Raw genomic sequence first — 24816 nt, 5'->3', positions numbered from 1 at the left:
TTTCCATGTTGTGTGTGATAAACTTTGATTGTCCTTTTTCATAAGGGACCTCCTAAATGATTGATATTTCGTGGTCGGGAAACCAAATATATCTTATCATTTTAGGAGACTTTTTTTATACCACGCTGAAAGCTCTTCTGAACCACCCGCATAGCAGGTGGTTTTCAAAACATATAAAAATAGATGCGGATGAATTTCTTCATCCACATCAAAAACTACATTGTCATTTTAATTGATAACAATATTTTTTTATTTAATGAATTTCTCACTTAGTAGCTTTAGGTCCCGATACTAAGCTCCAATTTATTTCTCCTTTATAATCACCTATCTCACCATTTGGTTCTGCTTGAACAACCAATCCACGTCCTTCACCGGGATTCAAAGGTATACTATGTTTTAAGTCAGTCCCCTGTTTTTCTTCAATAACTTGATTTGTCTTGCTAATTGGATATCTTTTATTATTTTGATCAACATAAACAATATTACCTTTGAACGGATTTCCTTTTTCATTATTAAATCCGTTTGGCATATTCACTGATAAATCCCATTTGTTATCTTCAACCAATTCTGTATCAAGAATTGTTAACTTATTTTTATTACTATCTCTCAATGTGAAGACTACATCTTTTGTATTCTTAGGAATCTGTTGTTCTCCGTAAGAAAGAAAACTTGGAACATCTTTTAATTTAGTTTGACCCGTATACAAAATTCTTAATTCTACTTTATCGTCAGATACAACATCCTTTGGAATGATCGGTGATGATACCTCTTTATCGTTCACAACTAGTTTAAAATAGGCACTATCAACTACTGTTTTAGGGATACTTTCATATCCTTCATAGCCATTTAGTTTAAAATCTTTCTCACTCTCTAATAAAGTATCCAAAATTTCCTGTAAGTTGATTCCTGGTTCAGCATCTGCTTCTATAGTTTTGACTTCTGTTTTATTACTTAAGTCACTATAAATACACTGAGATTCGTTGTTTGCATAAACCTGACTAACCTTTACTTTAATGGGATCGACATCAGGTACAATATCCTTTACTACCTCAACAGTGACAGGAACTTTAGTTTCAAAGCCAAAGGAAACACTGGATATAATTATGTTAAAAGTCTTCAGTCCTATACTTGAAAAGTCAGGAGCATTAGATCCTTTCTCAAAGCTGAGAAGAATTTTATCGAATAAAAAATCAGGTTTACTTAAATTATCAATATAGTCTTCTGGTTTTCCTACTTCAGCATCTTTTTTCACTTTTTTATCTTTTTTCGGATTTCCAGACAAATTTATAATATAATTTGTATATATATCATGTGATTTTTTAGGTGATTCACTTTTATACTTCCCTAAAGTTGCTTTATTGTAGGCTTGAGCTTTAAATTTAAAAACAGCCATATTTTTGCTAGAATCTTTTTTAATCATAGAATCGACAATTCTTGGATTTTTTTTATTTAATGGTGATTGCTGTTTTATATATACGTATCCTTGTTTAAATTTATTAATTGCATCTCTTGTAAATTCAACATGCGCTATACTATCTGAATCAATTAAAACCTTATAGTCAAGATCTTTTTCTAATGATATGTTTGTTGTTCCATCCTTGGTACGTCCAAACAAATTAAAATCATCCTCAGATACATCAACATATTCAGGTGAAATCATCATAACTGATAAATCATCTAAAGTATCTGAGAAGTCAAACTTCTGCTTGATTTTTGGTGCATAGTACCCCATTGTCGGTTTTTCATCCTCATATTCAGGAGGTGATACTAACGCATCTTCAACATTGACTTTACAGGTCACATAGCTTTCTACTCCTGTATTTTGACTTATCAAGTGAATATCAATCGATTTATCACCTACTTCAAAAGTTTTATCCTCCCTAAAGCCCAATACTCGCACAACATCTTTTTCGTTAAATCCCTTCAAATTAGTCACATAATCTTCTGGATTTAGCTCAGAAGTGTGAGTACCTCTTAATACATTAATGGTTTTTGTATCCGCAGTAGGACCTTTTATTTTGACAAACATTGAGTTGGTATTTTCTTTAGCAGTTTGGTTGTTCTTTATTTTAGTTCCTTTAATTTCTAAATAATTATTGTCAGTTTTAGAGTTTAACAAATCATCTTGAGAAGTGTCTAGTGGTAAATCTCCCTCGATAACTAAATTCTGTTTAGGAGTTATTGCTGCAAAATTCTTTAAATAGTTACCAGTAATAGTAGCGGTAATCACCCCTGAGCCTTTATCATGATCAAATTCGATTGCATTGGTGACTACATAATCACCAATAGCAGCTGTAAACTTTGTAACATCAACCTTACTCTGTAAGATATTTTTCGGTAATTTTATTGTCAATTTAACTGTGTCTGGATATTTATTTTCTCCATCTTGCAACGGTATTTCTTGCTCAGCATGCAACTTAGCTATCATTTCTCCACTATCATTTTTTGTAGACGTAATAAATGGAGGTGGTGTAGGAATGGTCATAATTGTTATCTGACCGTGCCCAAATAATGATAACATCCCTTGGAAATTATCCATGGGGTTACCAAGTGATGAATAATTCCTAATACCAATTTTTAATGTTTCATTTTGTGACATAGTAAGGTTGAAAGGCCTATCATCTTTAACAGGTTGCACATCAAGTGTATAACCGTTAAAGAATATTGTCGATAAATATTCTCGTTTTATATCACTATATGTTAAATAATAATGGTCTTTGTTAAAAGACACGTTATTTTCTAATGACGCAAACATCATACGACTCATTTCATTAATTTCGTCAGGTTTTTCATCTATACGATTATCCCCTGTCAACGACCCTACCAGTAAAAATAAGGAGTCTTTTTCAGTTATTTTCTTCCCATCTTCATATTCAAACCAAATTCTATAAGACTCATCTGCCCCAGTTGGAACGTCTTCAGTTAAATTAAATATGTGAAGCGCACCCGTCGCTACACTTACCTTAACCGCTAATGGAGCACCAGAATTTATACAGAGGACTACCTTACGTCCTTGACTATCAACACCTACATTTTTTAGTTTAAAAATGGCTCCTACCGGTCCTGTTTGTTTATCATTTTCTACCTGTTTTTTGGTTGATGCAAAAAAATACATAACATTACCTATAGATATGTGAGGGTCGTCAATTTGATTACCATTAAATGTAATATCTTTTTTGATGTGATGATTTTCTTGCTTTCTATATTTAATAACATTAACAGGGGTCTCAGGCGGAACTTTCCTACCAGATACATACTGACCAAAAGAATCATAAATGGATGCGCCTTCATGTTCAGTTACATCTGAAAAACCTGCAGAATCCGTAGTAGCTGGATTCTTTTTTTCTTCTACAGCATCTGCTCTGTACGAAAAGAATACTAATAGAAACAACATAAAAGCTAAAATAATCCCACCCATTTTAATCTTTAATAATTTTTCTTCCCTATTCTTTTTCACTTTATAAAACACCTAACCTTCCTTAATTTATAATACAAAATTTATATAATAATTCTCTACAACATCGTTATTACAATTATAACATATACATTAATTAAATATTAGTTTTTTTATTATTTATTTATAGCATTAAATTAACTATTTAAGTCAAAAATAATTAAATATAATTGTTATTAAACAAAAAAAGGATTTTTATCTTGAACTAACTACTGAAAAAGAACAATCACATGAGAGTTTTTATGCTTATTTCATTTCAAGGTTTCTGTCCCATCATTTATTTTCTTTAAGCTTGCTAGGTTGATTAGAATCAATTAAACAATTCTTATTACTTTAAGTATTTTTTATACAATATTAAAAAGGCTTCAACACTCACGTGCATAGTAGGTAGTTATCAGGAAATAAAAAAATAAGCAACAAAAACCAATCGGCTTTCATTGCTTAGATATACTCATTTTATTTATCTACATCATTTAATACAGAGAGATTTTTAGCCTGTTCAAGGCATATTATAGAATTACTAGAGTAGTCTTTTTTTTAATCTAATTATTATTTCTTTCGACGATGACTTTTCTTTTTCTTATGTTTTAAGTGATAAACATAAATACATACCGCAACTAAAACAATTATACCAACGCCACCTAGAATATAAATAATGAACCGTAACCAGTTATTATTACTAGGAACTTCTATTCCCTCATTAAACTTTTGACTCATTTGATCTGTTACTTCAAATTCTTTACTAGCTTTCCATTTATCTCTCTGACTCGTGACCACTATCTCTACTTGATATTTGCCAGGATATAGTGGTTGATCTCCCCAAAAAATATAATTTTCAAAATTTGAATTAGGAGCCATCTCAAGACCGGTTTGATGCTTTTTCAATAGTATCTTAGTCGTCCCCTTCTTTCTGATGGTTGTATCAATCTTTAAATCTTTCATCAATAAAGGTTGGGGATTTTGAATATGTGTCATGACTGCTGTTCGATAATTAACTAAATCTGGTTTGACTTTTTTTATAATTAATTTAGGTATAACTTGCATCTCATTTTCACTAATTACAACACCAGTAACCATGTTAAAGGCTGTATTTAGAGTCACTCCTTCAACACTTGTGACATTCTGATTTTTCAGATCTTTTTGAGCTACAAATCCACCTAAAATAATTCCCTTAATCTTTTCACGAGGCATCTTGACGTGAAAACTGACATCTTGTTCCTCACTAGGATTTAAATCAACACTTTTACTTTTCTCTTCGACAATACTAGTAAAAGGAACAGAAAGTGTTGAATCATATGTATAATTTGGTGATTGTTTAGAATAATCAATCACACCATTATTATTTGTTATCGCATTAGTTGAATCAATTCGTACAGTAATTTTTTCTTTATTTAAATTTTTTACTCGTAATTTTAAATCAAATTCGTCTTTGGGTTTAACCATCAAATCAAAGTAAGATACGGCTTTATTTTTTTGCTTATCTGAAGGAACTGATATAACAGAAAAATCTAATTGATCTGTTGCGGCCGTTACTAACATAGGATTCAGAAAAAACATAACACCAATTATCAAAAAAACAAATGGATTTACTTTGTTATTCATATAATCAATCAACTTTCCATTCTATTCTAAATTTAATCATCTTTATATTAATACTGTTTAAAGCGTTTATCAATATTAGGGTGTGTTGTTTAGATTATATGTTAACGTTCCTTGATATTTACCTACTTTTGGTTTTTGAGTTAATATCAATTTTATTTTAGCTGGTTTCTTAACTAGTGTACGCCCCTCACTCATATCAATTTGTGATTCTTTTATCTGTTCTGGTGGATATTTAATATAAAAAACACCATCATCAGTATTACTAGTACTAATAAGTTTTTGAGAAGGTCCTTCCTCTGGAATCACAGCAGCAACTTCTTGAGACACTGGCATGTTAGTTGGTTGAGCATCACCATCCTGTGGAATGGACACATTTGCTTTTTCAAATTGTAAATAAGCACCTTCTAACTTTTCAGTCTTATCACTTACATCGGTAATATCCGTTAAACTAACTGATACACTCCAATCATTTTGTCCCATACCACGAGTATCTATTACTGTAAATCCAGGTGAGTAAACATCCATATCTTTCTCAATATTTTTACCTGAAATACCTGCATAACCCGATGTCCCAATAGATTTCAAATATTGAGCATACGTTTCATAGTTGATCCCATAACGACTAAGTTGAACCGTCTTAAAATAAAGCGGTGAGACTCCGCCGATTGTTACACTACCACTCTTAATATTGTCTTCTTTTTTTACAGGTATAACACCAGGTTTTTCAGTATCTTCAGGCGGTACAATAGCCTCATCCGTATTTGTCATATTAACTGTCGCTTCCATTCCCTGATTTATATCGCCATCAGCCGATTGTACGCCACTCGGATTATTTTCTTCTGCTACTACTGAGCCAGTCAAGATGACAAAACTCAATATTACCAGACAAATACCACTAAACATAGACTTAAATCCTTTTATCATCACTCTTCCTCTCCTCCTTATTTATTATCCGTAGCTGATGGAACTGATTGTAATGTCCAGAGTAAATTCGTATGATATGTTTGCTTTTTGACACGTCCAGATACTTTAATACTACTATTTAATTTGATATCTGTTGACTCATTATCTGAGGAATCATCTTTATTAGCAACTGTATTAGCAATTTTAGTATTCCCACTAATTAAAGTAGCTTTGTCAGACAACTCAATATTCTTATTATCTGATTGAGGACTCAAATACAAATCAATCCCTTTGCTATTAACGCTACCAAAAGGATTACTACTTGGCTCATCCTTTTGAACAGTCAACTTCCAACCATCTTTAGATCCTCGTTTATCGGTCACATTTATTTTATCCGATGCTGATTGGGCCTTAACATCGCGTAAGTAGCCCGTCAAGTTAACATCCCCAAATGAAATTGCTTTTGATGATTCCTCGCCAATTGCTAGGTCACCTGGTTTTACATCAAATTTTGTCTGATAATCATAACTAACAGTATCACCAGTAGATAATTTCTCAGTTACCCTGAGAACACCTTGTGATTCTCCAGCCACATTTGTTTTTGGATATTGAGCGAACGTGACAGTAACATTTTTAGGATCTGAATCTTTTGGCGGCTTGATAAAATTATGAGCTATCTCATCTAGTTGTTTATGAGTATCCCCTACATGAATCTCATTGACTTCGTTATCCGTATATAAGTTGACATACAAAGGTTCATAACCATCTTTGGTAATTTCATAATAAAGAATATCGTCCGATTGTTTTTCAATTGGTGAAGCTAAATTTTGACGATATAACCATTGCTTATCAACCGCTGTAGAGAATATAACATCTCCCACATGAACAGTTAACCCATCTTTTAATTTAGCGTTTTTCTTTAATGCCTCTTGTTTTTTATCACCAGCATTCATAACCAGTGTTTCATCAGCATTAGCCCCGTCTTGATTTTTTGTCAAGTCTAAATTATTTTTGCTACCAGTTTTTGCGTTATACCAACCAAATTTTACTACTTGTTGTTTTGCGTCCATGTCTTTATTTAGTATGTCATTATCTTCACCTTTACCACTTGCAGTTCTTAAGACTAGTGAGTCATCTGAATCTGATCTTAAAAATGCAATAGCTCCATACATGCGATTAGGATCAGATGTCCCATAACCAATCGCATCCCCCCACTTCACATCATAGGGTGCCTCAACATCGGCCTTTTTATCGGCCAACGGTGCTTTCATAGAAACAGTAAAATGAACCAGTTTCTTATCAGCTGCAGTATCCGTTGAGATCGGTTTAGTGACTTTAACATCATATTCCGAATCAGTTAGTTCTTTGCCTCCTAAAGTTACCTTATCAATAAAAGTAGATGAGATATCTTTGGGTTCTGACTTAACTGACTCACCTAATTTATACTCAGGTGATTTTTTTAAGGTAACTTCTGGCACTGCATCATCGATTACTTTGATTGTGATATGTTTTGTGTCTTTTCGTTTATCGTCGTCTTTACCAGTAAATTTAGAAGCCGTAATATCCGCTTTATAATCACCCGCAGATGAAGAAGGTGTCAATGCTGTGGACACACCAAATGTAATCCCATCAGATGAGTTTGTTTCAGTATCAATAGCGAATGCATTAGCTCTTTCTAAAATAAGACGATTAAGCTCGGCTTGGTTTCCAATTTTTTCTAGTTCTTCTTTTTTGATTTCAAAATCACTAGCACTTTGTATAATAATCTGTCCTTCTTCATATTGATCACTAATAAATGGAACCGGCACATCCACCGTTTCATTATCATGAGCTGAGTCTACCACTCGAATGTATTGTCGTTGTAAACTATTATTACCATCTACATTACTAGTATCAATATTAGGTTTCCCAATATTCTTTCCACCATCTTTATCGATAAATGAGTAAGCCAATTTTGACCCTGGGAGCGATACGATATCTTTTAATAAATCTTTAGGCTTCAATTGACTAATGTCTTCATCTTTTTTATAGATATATAACTCTTTTGCTTTTGCGCCTAAATGATAGACATTAACTGGAATGGTAAAGTCATTTGACGGAATACCACCTTCATCACGGAATTTACCATCACCATCATTTGATAAAGCGATGATATTAAATTCTGTTTCAATCTTCTTACCTTTACGATCTGTTGGACGTTCTATGTCATCACTATAAAAATCGCCGCTTTGTAATTGATAGTTTCCAGTTGTTCCTGATGGACCAGTTGTTAAGCTGTCACTTACTGTTTTTTTAGTCCCATTTGGCATAGTGAATACCACTCGACCATGTTGGATATCAGGAAATTCCGTAGGAACAGCGGAAATTTTAAATGTATATTTTGGCATTTTTTCATTAATTTGATCACCATAGACATCAATTCCTTCATCATTTGGCTGTAAGTCTAGCGTCATCATAGGGACTTCATCACCGAAGAATGTTTCATAACCTACTTTAAGATGGTCATTCGTATTTAATGGTTTGTATTTGTCAAGCGCCATTCCCTGATATGCGTTTATAGTACTTTTACCATCAATAATGTTATACTTGCCTATATCAAAATATGTGTACCCAGCTCCTAATGTATTTGCTCGATCGTCCACTGGTTCTAATTTTGAATCTGGTATATTACCAGTTACCGGATATCCTTTAAACATTTTGTATTGATATTGTAAATCATCACCAAATGGATCTTGAAAATATGTACCAGCTAACGGTTCTTTATAATAGCCAAATATGTCACTGTCTTTTGGATTAGCGTAATTATTGGCTACACCTTTACCATATGCCATATATCGCCCATAGTCTGATAACCATCTATCAGCTCTACTCTTAAATTTATATGTCATATCCATATATCTTGTATCAGTTTCTGGATAGTCCCCATTTTTTAGATTTACACCTAATCCCGTATGAGTGGTGCTTGCTTTTAGTTTTGTCTTACCAGAATCGGATGGTCCGTACAACAGATTGGTTTCAGTAATTCCGTAGTCTCCCTGCACATCATTTAAATTATACAACGACATATATGATGCCATATTCCAATTTGGCCTACTATATAAATCAATGATGATGGCAACATTATTGACTGTATCAACTAAAATTTGTTTTAATTTACGATCTTTAGCCGTTTCTCCTTCTTTAACTAAAAAAATTGCATTTCGTTTCTTAAAGTAATATCCGGCAGCCCCTTTACTTAAATGTCCATCACCACTAGCAGATAAAGCTTCAAAATCATCGTGCCTATCCCCTGCTCCGACAAAGTGATATAGATAACTCATTTTTTTAGTATCTTTGTCCCACTTAATAGGATAGTGTGTAAAGGCACCCTTATCTGCTTTATTACTAGTGCCAGCTATGCTTGTATCCCAAGCAGCTGTTGCTCCGCCAAACGCCGTATATCCAATTGTTTTTCCGTTCTCATCTTTGATTGCTTTTCGGATATTATAGCCACCATCCCAACGTGACGAATCTTTAGGCTGACCATTCTTTATTTGAAAAGGACCTCGATTATAGAAACCAGCTTCCATTCCATTATTCCCATAAATTATTCCTCGATGTTCTTGGGTTGGGTCGTTTGGGTTATAAACAGTCTCATCGAAGTCTGATGAATATCTACTAAGTGCCGGATTTTGGCCTAATAACTGCCAATCACCTTTTAAGTCAGATAAAGCATCATGTGGTAAATTCAGCGTTTGCAATGATTCAACCATCTCTGGTTCCTTTTCGAGATCATTATCACCTGTACTTCCATATCTATAAACTTTCATCGGCCTTTTTTTTACAGAATGACCGGCATACTTTACCTTCACATCATTCGTACCGATGGTAGGCTTGTCAACTGTTATATCAAAATTATCCTTTAAGTCGACTTTTTTCTGTGTCTTAACATCAATCACAGAAATATCATAGTAATTTAAAAGAACTGATTTAAATTCTTCAGCACTCATATTTTTATTTATCAGTTCATTACTAATATTTAAATAAGGATTGGGGGCTGGTGAAACACGGACTTTATGATCCGAATCCCCATCTAACTCATAATCCTTATAAGTTTGTCGTTCCTTTACAGCACTAGCCTTATTGTCGCTCCCAGAAGCTGAACTATCACCATGAACTATTGTAGGCATAGTACATAAAACAACAGTACTAACCAACGCTAGGACACCTAATTTTTTATTTAAACCCCTCACAACTATTCTCCTCCTCAATAAACTAATTCTACAAAATTGACTTTAATAATAGTCCTCAGAGCTATTCTAACACAAAAGATGATTTTAATGAAAAAATATAATAATATATAATAAAAAACACTATTATTAAACATCACTCTATTAAAAACCTTTAAAAGAAATAAAAAAAACCACATTAACACTAATTTATATATAAAAAAACCGTTTTATATACTATATATACACTATTTTTTTATTAATTGTTTAAAAATATTATAACGTTAAGTGTTGACCTATTTTAATATTAGTTGTATGATTAACTCATCGAGTGATATTTCTTTTGTATTTGAAAAGGGGGTATGTTTATAAAATGAAGAAGTTGTTTTGTTTGATATATGTTTTTACATTGATTGTATTTGGTTGCTCTATTACCGTGTCTGCTAGTGAAAACGGTAACCAACAACCTGATTATAAGTCGGATGTTGGTATCCAATTTAATAAGGACCATGACAAAGCTACTGTAACAGGAAATAGTGGTAAACGCCCTTCTAACTCAAAAAATACAAAAGTAGATAATGTTTTACCTGTTTCTGTTGGAACTAGTGCTCAACAACGTTTACCTCAAACGAGCGAGGTATTACAAAGCTTTATCTTATTATTACTTGGTTGCTCTCTAGTAGTTATTGTCGGATCGACTATTTTTATTAGAGGTGTCGTTAACTATGATTTAAACAAGTAATTTTTACTTGGTTAAAAAAAAATATATACAAAGGATGGTTTTTATAATGAAAAAAATGTTACTTACTGTTGGACTAGTTTCAGCAACTGTTTTATCTGTTGGAACAGTAGCTCATGCTGCTGATAATGGTAGTGGTACAAATTATGAAGAATATACATCACAAGTTGGTATTCAATTTACTGACTCTGATAACCCAGTACACAATGGTCCCTTCAAAGGATCTCTTGCTTTAACTCAAACTCCTGGTGATTCTTTATTCCAATTTGGTACTCAAAAAATCTATAACGGCGCACACGAATATAAATCTAGCTACAAAGATACTCAATTCTTTGGTGTCAGTGATGACTTAGCTGATCCTGCAGAAGCTAAAGATGCTAAAGTGCCAAAAGCTCACTCTTGGAAAGCAACTGCACAATTATCTCCTTTAAACTTTGAAGGCAGTACTGATGAAGCTAAAGATGCTTTAGGTGCTGATTTATCATTCAAACTTGCTCCTATCGAACAATTCACTTTAAATGTTGTAGGTGAAAACGAAGACTACACTGTTCCTAAATTAAGTGAAGCAGGCGTTTTAAAACCTTATTCTGGTGACGCTGTTAAACTTGGTGGAGATGCAAGTGTCGTGACTCTAAAAGCTGGTGGAGATGCACAAAATATCTTAGATAAAGCTGATGATGCTGTCGATAAAGATAATGATGGTGTATTAGGCAAAGGTGGTAAAGCTTATGCTACTAAACTTTCTGATGCTAAATTAGCTGTAAAAAGTAACCAACAAATTGATAAAAAATATACTGGTATAGTAACTTGGACTTTAACTGATGCATTTAAATAATATTTAGTATTCTTCTTATGATCGGACGTAAGCTAAGGCGTACATTATTAATGTATACCTTAGCTTTTTTTAATGTCATAAAGTCATTTTTATTATATAATTAGGATGGAAAGGACTTGATATAATGAAAAACGCAAAGAGTGATAATCACTCAATAAAAAAGTGTACCCTTATGGAAGTATTTCTTCTAATTTGTTGGACAGTTTATTTTGTTACCTTTTTCTCCTTTTACAAAGATGCCCTCGGTTTTGCAGAAGGTGAAAATAGTATACTCATAAAAATTGTCATGATCTTTAAGTATCGTCAGACCCAACTTTTATTATTTCTAGCAGCATTTTTTTTCTTGGTAGCTCTCAATTTTTTATTAATACTATTCATTTATGACACAAGAAAAAATAATCAAACTAAGCAAAACACGATGACAATTCGTTTGATAAGCTTAGCTTTTATTCTATGTATTCTAGGAAGCATCACCAATGTCTTAAGTATTCCATTTATAATTAGTGGAGGAATTTCTTTAACTATTTCTTATATATGTTTCTTAATATTTAGGTATCAAACAAATAAAAAAGAAGACTTACGTGGACATTATGGCCCCTTTGATACATTTGAGGACGCTTCATCCTATTTTTCAAACACTTTAGACACTAAAGAACTACTGCTAAATCACACTATCTATACTGAGGATGAAGATGGAAAAAAACAATATTTTATTGAAATATCAAATCAATCACAAAATGAGGTGAAATAATATGAAAAAACTATGTCAATATGTAATCTTTCCTATATTAGCAATCTTATCTCTCTTTCTAATCTCTGATATATCGAAAGCTGCTGATGATACCAATATTGGATTTACAGTAGATAGCATTTTACCTTCATCTCAGCTAGATAAGTCAAAAACTTATTTTTATGTACAAACTGAACCTTCAAAAGAACAAACACTTGAAGTCAGAATTAAAAGTACAAAAAAAGAAAAGACAATTGTTAAAATCATGGTCGAAAACGCTAGTACTTCTTCTGAAGGGAATATAAATTACGGAAAACCTGATAAAGGAGCAGAAAATAAGACGTTAACTAACCCTATTACTTCAATGATAAAGCCAGAATCTGATGAGGTTGAGGTTCAAAATTTTGAAGAAAAAGTGGTAAAACTCAAACTAACGCCACCAGCCGAACACTATGACGGTGTTAAAATGGGGGCTCTGATTTTTGAAAAAGTTGCTAATGAAAAAAGCAAAGCAACGATTAAAAATAAATATAATTATAAATTAGGTGTGATTACTTCTGAAAATGGGGATGAATTTACAGATGGGGATACTCTTGAGCTGTTATCTGTTAAACCAGAACTATTGAGAGGTCAAAAGGTAGTACGTGCCTTTATACAAAATCCGCAACCAAAGGTCATTCAAAATTTAACGATGCGTTCTACTATTACGGATAAAAAGACTAATAAAGTTATTAAGAAAAATAATGTGACTAACTATAGTTTCGCACCAAATTCAACACTACCTTTTATTTTTGACTGGGGTATTAGTAATTTACCAAGTGGAACTTACACTTTATCTATGAAAATTAATAATAATTTAAAAACTTGGAATCTTAAAAAGGATTTTACTATCTCTGGAAAACAAGCTCAACAAATTAATGATGATAGTCCTTATCGGATAACAACACCTCTTTGGATAAAGATTGTGACTATTATTTTATATATCCTGACTATTACTAATATTATTTTAATTTTTACTAGACGAAAAAAATGGAATAAAGAAATGAAAAAAAGTAAAAAAAGAAAACATAAAAATAAAAGAAAAGGTGGTAGATAATTATGCTAGACTTTATATGGGTTGCTATTCTTGCATTATTAACAATAATCAGTTTAATATTCTTTCTAACTACTTTATCTTCAGATATGAATGCTGTTAAACGGCTAAAGAAAAAAAAGTCAAGCTTAGTTATTAATTTTTCTTTATTTGCAATTTCATTAATTAGTTTAGGACTGATTATCTATCTATTCTTAGCTCTTAAAACTCAAGTTGATATTTTATCTTAATTTAAAGCTATTTTAGATTAAGTTAAAAGTATTAAAATAGCTTTGTGTTAAATCAAACTGCTGAGGCTATATGATGATAAATTTAACTAGCTAAATTAATATTAATTTAGCTAGTTAAAAATATGTGTATTTAAGCAATGAAAGTCACTTGACTTTTGTTGCTTATTTTCTTGTCATTAACACTTTATAAGATTTTATATTTATAGATTTGAAACCTTCTATATCTGTAAATTAATAACACAGACAGTAAATAAATCTCTACTTTTTAAATAAATTTTTTTTTGATAATGACTATCCCTTCAATTTAATTTAAAAATATAAAATGATAGCCGATATAATGATTCTGAGTTATATAAATCTTTCTTTATAGAGTTTAGTTAGCTCACTTTAATTTTACTTAAAAAAAGATGTGGATGAATTTCTTCATCCACATCAAAAATTATACAGCCACTTTGTTTCAATAGACTACTCTATGGCAGAATCTTTAAATTCTTCTGTTGGAAAAATCTTGGCCATTGTTGACACATTTGCCTCATCCTCTAAGCGGATTAATCGGACACCTTGAGTCGAGCGTCCTGTCTGTGATACTGTATCCACACTGAATCGGATAATAACACCACGATTAGTCACTAACATAATGTCTTCTTCACCAGATACAGTCGTCAATCCCGCCAATGGTCCATTCTTTTCAGTAATATTTGCTGTTTTAATACCTTTACCACCACGACCTTTGACTGGATATTCTGTAGCATGTGTTCTTTTACCATATCCATTCTCAGTGATAACTAATACTTCACTATCCTCAGCCAAAATATCCATACCGATAACATAATCATCTTCACGCAAACGAATACCACGAACACCAGCTGCGCTGCGTCCCATCGAACGAACTGCTTCTTCAGCAAATGTCACTGAATAGCCTAAGTGTGTACCGATAATAATGTTTTGTTCTCCATTAGTTAGTGCCACATTGATTAATGAGTCACCATCTCTTAAACCAATTGCTTTTAAGCCATTAGTTCGGATATTAGCAAATTCCGTTACTGCTGTACGTTTCACCGTTCCTAACTTGGTTGTAAAGAATAAGTAATGATCATCTTCTGCCTTACCCTCAACACTGATAATTGCTTCAATATTTTCAGATGAATCAATCCCCAACAAATTAATAATCGGTATTCCTTTAGCTGTGCGTCCGTATTCAGGGATTTCATAACCTTTTGCACGATAAACTTTACCCGTATCAGTAAAAAATAATAAAGTATCATGGGTTGAACAAGAAACGAGATTTTCGACAAAATCATCATCATGAACACCCATTCCTTGCACACCACGACCACCGCGATTTTGCGTCCTAAATTCAGAACTTGATAAACGTTTGATATACCCATTATTTGTCAGTGTAATAACCACATCATCTTCTTCAATCAAGTCCTCATCTTCTAGACTTAACACTTCACCAATCAATAATTCTGTTCGACGATCATCGCTATATTTACGCTTAATTTCTTCTAATTCTGTACTAATGATTTCTAATACACGATGATGATTAGCTAAAATATCTTTCATATCTTCAATAAAAGTCAATAGATCTTGGTATTCATTTTCTATTTTTTCACGCTCTAGGCCAGTCAAACGGCGCAAACGCATATCAAGAATAGCTTGTGATTGACGATCAGATAAATCGAATTTTTCAATTAAAGCTTGTTTTGCAATATCATCTGAGCTTGATGAGCGAATAATATGAATAATTTCATCAATATGGTCTAAAGCAATCCGTAAGCCTTCTAAAATATGAGCACGAGCTTCAGCTTTATTTTTATCAAATTCGGTTCGGCGAACGATGACTTCTTCTTGATGAGTTAGATAATGTTCTAAGATTGATTTTAAGCTCAAGACACGTGGTATACCGTCCACTATGGCTAACATATTAAAACCAAAGCTCGATTGAAGAGCCGTTAATTTATATAAATTATTCAAGACCACTGTGGCACTGACATCACGCCGCACCTCAATGACTATTCGCATTCCTTTACGCGATGATTCATCACGCAAATGAGTGATACCTTCAACACGTTTTTCACGATGTAATTCAGCAATACGTTCGACCAGTTTCGCTTTATTGACCATGTAAGGAATTTCTGATATCACAATACGTTCCTTGCCATTTGATAATTCTTCAATATCAACTTTTGCACGAATAATAATTTTACCTTTTCCGGTTTCGTAAGCTTTACGAATACCTGATTTTCCCATCACTAAAGCACCTGTCGGAAAATCAGGTCCAGGCAGTACATCCATTAATTCTGTCGTTGTTACATCACGATTTTTCATTAATAACTGAATGGCATCAACAACTTCACCTAAATTATGCGGTGGAATATTGGTAGCCATCCCGACTGCTATCCCAGTGGTCCCATTGACTAGTAAATTGGGAAAACGAGCAGGTAAGACTGCTGGCTCACGTTCAGTTTCATCATAGTTGTTTTGGAAATCAACAGTGTTTTTATTAATATCACGCAGCATTTCTACAGCAATTTTACTCATACGTGCTTCCGTATAACGCATGGCAGCAGCCCCGTCGCCATCGACCGAGCCAAAGTTACCGTGACCGTCGACTAGCATTTGTCGATAACTGAATGGCTGTGCCATCCGCACCATTGATTCATAGATAGCACTGTCGCCGTGAGGATGGTATTTACCCATTACATCCCCAACAATACGCGCGGATTTTTTATGTGATTTATCCGGTGTGACGCCCATTTCATTCATTCCATAGAGGATACGACGGTGAACGGGTTTCAAGCCATCTCTAACATCTGGCAATGCACGAGACACGATAACACTCATTGCATAGTCAATAAACGATGTCTGCATTTCTTCTGTCAAATTGACATCTTGGATTCTACTATTTAATTCTTCAGACATGAACGACTCTCCTTAAGTTTATTACTTATTTTAAATATCTAAATTTTGGACATAATGAGCATTTTCTTCGATAAAATCACGGCGAGGTTCTACTCGGTCTCCCATTAACATCTCAAAAACTGCATCTGCTTTAATCGCATCATCCACACTGACACGTAACATAGTACGGTGTTCTGGATCCATTGTTGTATCCCATAATTGGTGATCATCCATCTCTCCCAGGCCTTTATACCGTTGAACATTCGGTTTAGGTGTTGCTGGTAATGAAGCGATTGTTTGAGCCAAGCGTTCATCGGCATGCTTACCCGGCTGAACATACGTAATATTTTTACCTTGTTTGACTCCATATAACGGTGGTTGTGCAATATAAATGTAGCCCGCTTCAACAATTGGACGCATATAACGATAAAAAAGAGTTAATAATAAAGTTCGAATATGTGCACCATCGACATCCGCATCGGTCATAATTACCAATTTATGATAACGTGCTTTCGCTACATCAAACTCTTCACCAAAACCTGTTCCCATTGCGGTAAACAATGAGCGAATTTCTTCATTTGCCAAGATTTTTTCCATGCTGGCTTTTTCAACATTCAGAATTTTACCACGAATTGGTAAAATAGCTTGAAATTCACGATCACGACCTTGTTTTGCTGACCCACCGGCTGAATCACCTTCGACAATAAATAATTCACATTTTTCAGGATCACGGCTTGAACAGTCGGCTAGTTTACCTGGTAAGTTACTAATTTCCAATGCTCCCTTACGACGGGTTACTTCACGAGCACGTTTTGCAGCTAATCGTGCTTTAGAAGCTAAAATTCCTTTTTCTACAATCTTACGCGCAACGTCAGGGTTCTCAAATAAAAATTTACTAAAAGTATCTGAGAATACACGATCTGTTACAGTTCTGACCTCAGAGTTACCTAATTTAGTTTTAGTTTGTCCCTCGAATTGTGGTTCTGGATGTTTGATTGATACAACGGCAGTCATACCTTCACGAACATCTTCTCCACTCAAATTGTCATCTACGTCTTTCAAAATCTTTTGTTTCTTCGCATAATCATTAATTACACGTGTTAGAGCTGTTCTAAAGCCAAATTCATGTGTTCCACCTTCATACGTGTGAATATTATTCGCAAAGCTTAAAAGGTTCGTATGATAGTCATCTGTATATTGTAAAGACACCTCGACTGAAATACCTTGCTGCTCTCCCTCAGTATAAATAGGTTCTGAAAACAGGACCTGCTTCCCTTTATTCAAATACTCCACATAACTTTTAATTCCACCCTCATAATGAAACTCTTCATATAAATGAGGTTCTGTACGCCGATCTTCAATACTAATTTTTAGTCCACGATTCAAGAAAGCTAACTCACGAATACGTACACAAAGCTTTTGAAAGTCAAATTCTGTTGTTTCTGTAAAAATATCACTGTCTGGCTTAAAGTTAATGATAGTACCTGTTTTGTCCGTTTCACCGACTACAGCTAAATCTGCGCCAACTTTACCACGGAAAAATTCTTGATGATGGATTTTTCCATTTTTATGAACTTTTACAGTCATATGTTCTGAAAGTGCATTTACTACAGAAGATCCAACACCATGCAATCCCCCAGATACTTTATAGCCACCACCACCAAATTTACCTCCAGCATGCAATACAGTCAAAACTGTTTCAACTGCTGGGCGTCCTGTTTTCTCTTGAATATCAACTGGAATACCACGACCATCATCGGTGACTGTTATACTATTATCCTTTTCAATGACAACTTCAATCTTCGTACAGTAACCTGCTAAAGCTTCATCAATTGAATTATCGACAATTTCCCACACTAAATGATGTAGACCTTGCGGACCAGTTGAACCAATGTACATCCCTGGACGTTTACGAACGGCTTCTAGCCCCTCTAAAACTTGAATTTGATCGGCATTATACTCTTGCTGTACTTTTTTCTCTTCTGTCAAAGCTTATTCCCCATCCTTTTTAATCATTCCTTGTGAAATATTAAATATTTCCGGCTCAATTGTTAGTTTATCTTTCAAATGCGTTAGACTTGTTGTTGTTAAAAATGTCTGTAACTTATTTTCAATAAATTCCATTAGGTGAACCTGACGATCATCATCCAACTCACTCAATACATCATCTAAAAGTAGAATCGGATATTCCCCAATTTCTTCATTGATTAATTCTATTTCAGCTAATTTAACACTTAGAGCTGTTGTTCGCTGCTGTCCCTGTGACCCGTAGGTTTGAACATTTTTATCGTTAATAAAAAATTGTAAATCATCTCGGTGAGGTCCAACACTTGTAGTCAATTGCTGTAAGTCTCGCATTTCATTTTTCTGTAACATTTGCTGTAGCTGCTGTTCAATTGTGGTAATTGATGACTGATTATCGATTGCTAAAGTAGTTTTATATGACACCGTTAATTCCTCTTTACCATAAGAAATTTTTCGATGAATCTCATTAGCCCATACTTCTAATTTTTTTAAAAATTGTAATCGGTAATATAACACATAACTACCTGCTGCAGCTAGTTGGTCTGTGAGGACCTCTAAATAAACTGTATCTTTTGTCTTGGATACAGCTATTTTTTTTAAATATTGGTTTCGTTGTTTTAAAACAGATTGATAAGTACTTAAATTGTGAAGGTATTGCGAGTTAATTTGACCAATTTCCATATCAAGAAATTTACGTCTGATTTGTGGAGACCCTTTGACTAAAGATAAATCTTCTGGAGCAAAAAGAATCACATTTAACTGCCCGATGTAGTGGCTTAAACGTGGTTGTTCCAACCCATTTATTTTAGTCTTTTTTCCTTTATTAGAAATGATCATCGTTAAGTCAAAAGAACTTAATTCCTTTTGGACAGTCCCCTCAATACGAGCAAACTCTTCTTCCCAATGTATTAATTCCTTATCATTGGTAGAACGATGACTCCTTGCTAAAGCCAAAACATAGATACTTTCCAACAAATTAGTCTTTCCTTGAGCATTTTTACCCAAAAAAATATTCAACCTCTTTGAAAATGTTAAATTTAATTGATCATAATTTCGATAATTCTTTAAAGAGATTTCTTTGATATGCATAATTAGTCCGTTTCTGCAGGATTTTTAGCCATAAAAAAAGTACCTACTTCAGGTATCTCAATCATCATATTTGCATAAAGCTTACGACCTCTACGGTTTTCTTCTTCACCGTCAACATAGACAACATTTTCTGATAGATACCATTTCGCCATACCACCGCTTGAAACGACATCCACTTCTTTCAGTAATTGACCTAAAGTGATGTACTCTGCATTTAAAGCAAATGTTTTTTTCACAATTTTTCACCTATTTTCTACATAATCTACACTATTATATTATACCTTTTTTAAAGGGTAAAAACAAATAATCTTTCATATAAACAGGCTTAATGAGATTTTATTCAAATTAGATATTTTTATCATTTTACAGACAAAATTAAATAGAGACCAGTTTATTTCGTTTTTCCGAAAATAAAAAAAAAGTAAGCCAATTTAAAAATATTGACTTACTTTTTTATCTTAGTTTGTTCGAACCGGTGTAATAAGTTGAATAAAATCAATATCACCATCTGCTGGTTGTAGTGTAAATGGACGTATTGGTGAAATAAATTTAATGATAACATCAATGCTTCCAAATGATTTTAGTGAGTCTTTCATGTAATCCGGATTAAACGAGATATCAATTGCTTCACCGCTTACAGAAAGGTAGCTTAACACTTCTTCAACATTTCCAATTTCAGGTGAATTTCCGTAGATAGTGACTGTTTCAGAATCAATGGATAACTTAACGATATTGTTACGCCCTTCATGTGATAAAAGTGAAGCTCGATCGATGGCTGACAACAATTCTGGTACATTAAATTTTATTTCTGTATTAAAAGATGTCGGTATTAGACGATTTGTGTCTGGATAATTCCCTTCTAGTAAACGAGAATAAAATAACATGTTATCAGTTTTAAATAACACTTGATTATCCATCATTGAAATAGTAACAATCGTATCTTCATCTTTGAACGTTTTTGATAGTTCTTGTAGGCTTTTACCTGGAATAACGACATCAAAATCTTGTTTTGCTCCTTCGAGTTCAATAGTTCGTTGGCTTAAACGATGACTGTCGGTTGCTACTGCTAATAGATGATTGTCACGCAAAATAAAGTGAACCCCCGTTAAAATTGGGCGACTTTCATGTAGAGATACAGCAAATCCTGTTTCACTGATCAATTTATTTAAAACGCGAGCTGATAATTCAAATGATGGTTGGTTATCAATTACCGGTAGATGAGGATAATTATCTGCACTAGATCCATTCACATTAAATAATGCTTTTCCGGACGTAATGACAACTTGATTATTATCAATTAATTCTAGTGTAAGTGTTGTTTCTGGCAATTTACGTACAATTTCATTAAAAAAACGTGCCTGTAAAACGATAGAGCCTGTACTCTCGATTACCATATTCGCTTTTTCATCAGATACATTAAGAAATGTTTCGATTGAAATATCTGCATTACTACCTGTTAAGGTTAATCCTTCATCCGTTAAAGTTAATTTTACTCCTGTTAGAATAGGAATCGTTGTTTTACCAGAGATAGCTCGTTGAACGGTTGCTAATTCTTCTAAAAAAGCTGAACGATTTAAAGTGACTTTCATGTGGCATCTCCTTTTAAATTAATATAAATAATATAGTAATAGTAGTAGGGCTTGTTAGTACTGTGGAAAACTAAAGCAAGCCTAAAAAAACCAAAGATAAACAGATGTTAATAACATGTGGATAACTCAATATTTATTTTTTGAGTTTTCCACATGCTTAATTTGTTAATTTATTTTTTATATCTGCAATTTCTTTTTGAATTGCTGTATCAGTTTTTAATAATTGCTGAATTTTTTCATGGGCATGAATAACTGTCGTGTGATCTTTTCCGCCAAATTCAGCACCTATTTTCGGTAATGAATTGTCTGTTAATTCACGTGATAAATACATTGCTATTTGTCGTGGAACAACAATTGTTTTAACACGTTTTTTCCCTTTTAAATCTTTTAATTTCAGATGGTAATAAGAACAAACCTCTTCTTGAATTAATAAAATAGAAAGTTCTTTCTTCTTACTAGCTGGTTTTAATGATTTTAAGGCATCGGCTGCCAAACTTGTTGTAATGTCGTTGCCGTTCATAGTGGCAAATGCTTGTACTCTGACTAGAGCACCTTCAAGTTCACGTATATTTGAATCAATTTGTCCAGCAATATAACTTAATGTGTCATCAGGTATCTCTAGCCCCTCAGCGTTAGCTTTTTTTCTTAAAATAGCAATACGTGTTTCTAAATCTGGTGGTGTAATATCAACGGATAGACCCCAAGCAAACCTTGAAACTAAGCGTTCTTGCAATTTAGGAATTTCATTAGGTAAACGATCACTGGTTAAAACAATTTGTTGTCCTTCATTATATAGTGTGTTAAAAGTATGGAAAAATTCTTCCTGTGTTCCCTCTTTGTCAGCAAAAAATTGAATGTCATCGACTAAAAGTAAATCGACATTTCGATACTCTTGTCGAAATGCTTCAGATGTCCGGTTTTGAATGGAATTGATAAAATCATTAGCAAATGATTCACTGGTAACGTATTTTATTTTAGCGTCTGGTTGATTAGTCAACATTTGATGTCCGATAGCGTGCATTAAGTGGGTTTTACCAAGACCAACTCCTCCATAAAAGAATAAGGGATTATAGGTAGCACCTGGATCTTCCGCAACTACTAACGCTGCTGCGTGTGCCATTTGATTTCCTTTTCCTATAACAAACGTATCAAATGTATATTTTGAATTTAAAAGAGCTTTTTTCCCATTTTCTAAAACAATTTCAGGAACATTTATTTCCTTTGGCTGTTCTTTTTTTTCAGGAGCAAGCTCTTCGTTTTGAATGATAAAAATTGGTGTAATTTCGGTTCCTGTTAACTTAAATCCAGTTTCAACAATTTTAGAAGCTAGATTTTTTTCCCAATACTCTTTGTGTAATGAGGAAGGAACTTCAATTGTTAATATATTGTTTTCTAAACTTAAAGGTGTCGCTTGTTCAATCCAAGCATTAAAACTAGGAGGTGTTAATAACTTTCGATAATCATCTTCAAGTTCGCTCCATATAAAATCAATATCTGGCATATCTATCCTCCTTTAAAATAGTTTGCTTGTCTATTCTAGCATTAAATAAAAAAGTTTTCCACTGCTTTTCTTGGATGTGGATAACAAAATAACAAAATTCACTTAGAGTTTTCCACAAGCATTAGAAAATCTGGGGATTATTTAAGGAGGTTAAAAAAAATATCAAAGTTATACACATGAAAAGATATAGTGGTGACAATAGTTTGCAGATGATATGCACAGTTTTTTTAAAAAATGTGGAAAACTAATCACAGGGTGTTAACTTGTTGATAAGTAGTGGAAAAGCGATTGATTTAGCTAGTTAAAAAATCATGAGATAAACAGACCTGTGTATATCTTTTTTACTAATGTGTATAGCTAATAAAAGATATTTAATCGTGAAGTATTGACAAAAATAGTAAAGTATTTGTATAATGCTATAGTATGTCTAAGTGATTTTAGAAATAGACTATGTAATAGGAGGTGCAGTTACATGAAAAGAACATATCAACCAAAGAAACGTAAACGTCAAAAAGTTCACGGATTCCGTAAACGTATGAGCACAAAAAATGGTCGTCGTGTGTTAGCTAGTCGACGTCGTAAAGGCAGAAAAGTTTTAGCAGCATAAATCACTGAACATATACGTCAGTGGTTTTTTTTTATAAAAAATTAAATAAAGTTATACTTTATGCTATGATTAGGATGTTGTATAATATCAAATTTTTAGAAATTAAGGGATGAAATATGAAGAAATCCTATCGAATTAAAAAAGAAAAAGATTTTCAAACTATTATTCAAGCTAAGCAGTCTTTTGCTAACCGAAACTTTATTGTCTATCACTTAGAGAATCCAAAGAATACGCATTACCGTGTTGGATTATCTGTTGGTAAAAAAATTGGTAACGCTGTTACTCGTAATCGAGTAAAGCGGCTGATTAGGCAGTCATTATTTGAGTTAACAGAGATAATTAAATCTGATCAGGATTTTATTGTCATTGCTCGGCCTAATATAGTAGGTTTGTCCCAAAAAGATGTTAAATCAAATCTGGAACACGTCTTAAAATTAGCTAATTTAATAAAGTGAGGTTTCTGTCAGTGAAGAATAAGAAAAAATGGCTCTTAACCTTGAGCATGTTAGTTCTCGTCTTTGTGTTAACAGGATGTGGAACTGGAGAAGTTAGTCAAAGCAGTACAGGATTTTGGGATCGGTACATTGTTTATTACTTTGGTGAAGCGATTGAAGCACTGTCTTTTGGAAATTCTGGGATTGGGATTATTCTCTTTACGTTAATTATTCGGATTATTTTAATGCCTTTAATGCATTATCAAACCAAAAGTATGCGTAAAACCCAAGAGTTACAACCTAAATTAAAGGCTTTGCAAGAAAAATATGCATCAAAAGATCCAGATACAGTTAGAAAATTACAAGAGGAGCAGCAACGTTTATATAGTGAGCATAATGTAAACCCATTATCCGGATGTTTACCATTAATTATTCAACTTCCGATTATGATGGCACTGTGGCAAGCTATTTCACGTATCCCTTCCTTAACGACTGGTACGTTTTTATGGGTAGAATTAGGAAAACCAGATCCATTGTATATTTTACCGATTTTGGCTGCGATTTTTACTTTTATCAGTACTAAGCTGAACGCGATGGGACAAGTTGAACAGCAAGGAACAATGAAAATTATGACATATGCGATGCCAGTATTGATTCTATTCATGGGTTGGCAATTAGCCAGCGGGTTATCCCTGTATTGGGTAGTATCTAATGCGTTCCAAGTGGGTCAAACATTGATTATCAATAATCCATTTAAACTTCGTCAAGAACGAGAAGCAGCAGAACAAAAGCAACGTGATATTGAAAGAGCTTTACGTAAAGCAAATATGTCTAAAAAAACAAGAAAATAATGTTAACTATGAGGAGGTTTGT

General features: G+C 33.3%; 18 protein-coding genes. 8 read left to right on the top strand and 10 right to left on the bottom strand.

What is annotated here, in order from left to right; translation table 11 throughout:
• Window positions 1–265 precede the first annotated feature (265 nt).
• The 4 genes from CBF37_RS10210 to CBF37_RS10195 form a co-directional block, all read right to left on the bottom strand.
• Window positions 266–3457, bottom strand: coding sequence for a hypothetical protein (locus tag CBF37_RS10210; protein ID WP_125984658.1), 3192 nt, complete (start codon window positions 3455–3457; stop codon window positions 266–268).
• 546 nt (window positions 3458–4003) lie between these two features.
• Window positions 4004–5056 (bottom strand): WxLIP family cell surface protein, encoded by a 1053-nt coding sequence (locus CBF37_RS10205; RefSeq protein WP_125984657.1) that lies wholly within the window; start codon window positions 5054–5056, stop codon window positions 4004–4006.
• A 75-nt stretch (window positions 5057–5131) separates the two neighbouring features.
• Entirely contained in the window at window positions 5132–5980 is an 849-nt protein-coding gene (locus CBF37_RS10200; protein WP_240626704.1) for a WxL domain-containing protein, read from the bottom strand.
• Window positions 5981–5997: 17 nt separating this feature from the next.
• Window positions 5998–10191, bottom strand: a complete 4194-nt coding sequence (locus CBF37_RS10195) for a WxL domain-containing protein (RefSeq protein WP_125984655.1) — start codon at window positions 10189–10191, stop codon at window positions 5998–6000.
• A gap of 349 nt (window positions 10192–10540) precedes the next feature.
• Between CBF37_RS10195 and CBF37_RS10190 the strand changes: the two genes are divergently transcribed.
• The 5 genes from CBF37_RS10190 (at window position 10541) to CBF37_RS10170 (ending at window position 13794) form a co-directional block, all read left to right on the top strand.
• Entirely contained in the window at window positions 10541–10909 is a 369-nt protein-coding gene (locus CBF37_RS10190) for a hypothetical protein (RefSeq protein WP_125984654.1), read from the top strand.
• A gap of 46 nt (window positions 10910–10955) precedes the next feature.
• Window positions 10956–11741, top strand: a complete 786-nt coding sequence (locus CBF37_RS10185) for a WxL domain-containing protein (protein ID WP_165866695.1) — start codon at window positions 10956–10958, stop codon at window positions 11739–11741.
• 124 nt (window positions 11742–11865) lie between these two features.
• Window positions 11866–12492: a hypothetical protein gene (locus CBF37_RS10180; RefSeq protein WP_125984652.1), complete on the top strand. Its 627-nt coding sequence runs from the start codon at window positions 11866–11868 to the stop codon at window positions 12490–12492.
• A gap of 1 nt (window position 12493) precedes the next feature.
• Window positions 12494–13567, top strand: coding sequence for a WxLIP family cell surface protein (locus CBF37_RS10175; protein WP_125984651.1), 1074 nt, complete (start codon window positions 12494–12496; stop codon window positions 13565–13567).
• Between the two features lie 2 nt (window positions 13568–13569).
• Window positions 13570–13794 (top strand): hypothetical protein, encoded by a 225-nt coding sequence (locus CBF37_RS10170; RefSeq protein ID WP_125984650.1) that lies wholly within the window; start codon window positions 13570–13572, stop codon window positions 13792–13794.
• 465 nt (window positions 13795–14259) lie between these two features.
• Here CBF37_RS10170 and gyrA read toward each other — a convergent pair whose 3' ends face one another.
• From gyrA to dnaA, 6 genes are all read right to left on the bottom strand, one after another.
• A complete protein-coding gene (gene gyrA / locus CBF37_RS10165) occupies window positions 14260–16719 on the bottom strand; it encodes a DNA gyrase subunit A (RefSeq protein WP_125984649.1) in 2460 nt (819 codons plus the stop codon).
• 30 nt (window positions 16720–16749) lie between these two features.
• The gene (gene gyrB / locus CBF37_RS10160; RefSeq protein WP_125984648.1) at window positions 16750–18687 is read right to left on the bottom strand and encodes a DNA topoisomerase (ATP-hydrolyzing) subunit B; all 1938 of its coding nucleotides are present in this window, start codon (window positions 18685–18687) and stop codon (window positions 16750–16752) included.
• Window positions 18688–18690: 3 nt separating this feature from the next.
• A complete protein-coding gene (recF, locus tag CBF37_RS10155) occupies window positions 18691–19812 on the bottom strand; it encodes a DNA replication/repair protein RecF (protein ID WP_125984647.1) in 1122 nt (373 codons plus the stop codon).
• 2 nt (window positions 19813–19814) lie between these two features.
• Complete coding sequence (yaaA, locus tag CBF37_RS10150) at window positions 19815–20048, bottom strand: S4 domain-containing protein YaaA (RefSeq protein ID WP_125984646.1); 234 nt, start codon at window positions 20046–20048, stop codon at window positions 19815–19817.
• 222 nt (window positions 20049–20270) lie between these two features.
• Complete coding sequence (gene dnaN, locus CBF37_RS10145) at window positions 20271–21401, bottom strand: DNA polymerase III subunit beta (protein WP_125984645.1); 1131 nt, start codon at window positions 21399–21401, stop codon at window positions 20271–20273.
• Between the two features lie 157 nt (window positions 21402–21558).
• Window positions 21559–22902: a chromosomal replication initiator protein DnaA gene (gene dnaA / locus CBF37_RS10140; RefSeq protein ID WP_125984644.1), complete on the bottom strand. Its 1344-nt coding sequence runs from the start codon at window positions 22900–22902 to the stop codon at window positions 21559–21561.
• Window positions 22903–23374: 472 nt separating this feature from the next.
• Here dnaA and rpmH point away from each other — a divergent pair, with 472 nt between their 5' ends.
• The 3 genes from rpmH (at window position 23375) to CBF37_RS10125 (ending at window position 24794) form a co-directional block, all read left to right on the top strand.
• On the top strand, window positions 23375–23509 hold the full coding sequence (rpmH, locus tag CBF37_RS10135; protein ID WP_071457793.1) for a 50S ribosomal protein L34: 135 nt from the start codon (window positions 23375–23377) through the stop codon (window positions 23507–23509).
• Window positions 23510–23625: 116 nt separating this feature from the next.
• Window positions 23626–23964, top strand: coding sequence for a ribonuclease P protein component (gene rnpA, locus CBF37_RS10130; protein WP_125984643.1), 339 nt, complete (start codon window positions 23626–23628; stop codon window positions 23962–23964).
• Window positions 23965–23975: 11 nt separating this feature from the next.
• Complete coding sequence (locus tag CBF37_RS10125; protein ID WP_125984642.1) at window positions 23976–24794, top strand: YidC/Oxa1 family membrane protein insertase; 819 nt, start codon at window positions 23976–23978, stop codon at window positions 24792–24794.
• The last annotated feature ends 22 nt before the right edge of the window (window positions 24795–24816 follow it).

This window comes from Vagococcus vulneris (assembly GCF_003950515.1).
GTDB classification, from domain to species: domain Bacteria; phylum Bacillota; class Bacilli; order Lactobacillales; family Vagococcaceae; genus Vagococcus; species Vagococcus vulneris.
The sequence above is the reverse complement of the archived record's forward strand: the minus strand, read 5'-3'. Positions and strand labels throughout refer to the sequence as shown.

Excerpts from the sequence above, each read along its gene's own strand:
- CBF37_RS10205 (WP_125984657.1), bottom strand. The coding sequence starts at position 5,056 with ATGAATAACAAAGTAAATCCATTTGTTTTTTTGATAATTGGTGTTATG.
- CBF37_RS10200 (WP_240626704.1), bottom strand. The coding sequence starts at position 5,980 with ATGATAAAAGGATTTAAGTCTATGTTTAGTGGTATTTGTCTGGTAATA.
- CBF37_RS10190 (WP_125984654.1), top strand. The coding sequence starts at position 10,541 with ATGAAGAAGTTGTTTTGTTTGATATATGTTTTTACATTGATTGTATTT.
- CBF37_RS10185 (WP_165866695.1), top strand. The coding sequence starts at position 10,956 with ATGAAAAAAATGTTACTTACTGTTGGACTAGTTTCAGCAACTGTTTTA.
- CBF37_RS10180 (WP_125984652.1), top strand. The coding sequence starts at position 11,866 with ATGAAAAACGCAAAGAGTGATAATCACTCAATAAAAAAGTGTACCCTT.
- CBF37_RS10175 (WP_125984651.1), top strand. The coding sequence starts at position 12,494 with ATGAAAAAACTATGTCAATATGTAATCTTTCCTATATTAGCAATCTTA.
- CBF37_RS10170 (WP_125984650.1), top strand. The coding sequence starts at position 13,570 with ATGCTAGACTTTATATGGGTTGCTATTCTTGCATTATTAACAATAATC.
- gyrA (WP_125984649.1), bottom strand. The coding sequence starts at position 16,719 with ATGTCTGAAGAATTAAATAGTAGAATCCAAGATGTCAATTTGACAGAA.
- recF (WP_125984647.1), bottom strand. The coding sequence starts at position 19,812 with ATGCATATCAAAGAAATCTCTTTAAAGAATTATCGAAATTATGATCAA.
- dnaN (WP_125984645.1), bottom strand. The coding sequence starts at position 21,401 with ATGAAAGTCACTTTAAATCGTTCAGCTTTTTTAGAAGAATTAGCAACC.
- dnaA (WP_125984644.1), bottom strand. The coding sequence starts at position 22,902 with ATGCCAGATATTGATTTTATATGGAGCGAACTTGAAGATGATTATCGA.
- rpmH (WP_071457793.1), top strand. The coding sequence starts at position 23,375 with ATGAAAAGAACATATCAACCAAAGAAACGTAAACGTCAAAAAGTTCAC.
- rnpA (WP_125984643.1), top strand. The coding sequence starts at position 23,626 with ATGAAGAAATCCTATCGAATTAAAAAAGAAAAAGATTTTCAAACTATT.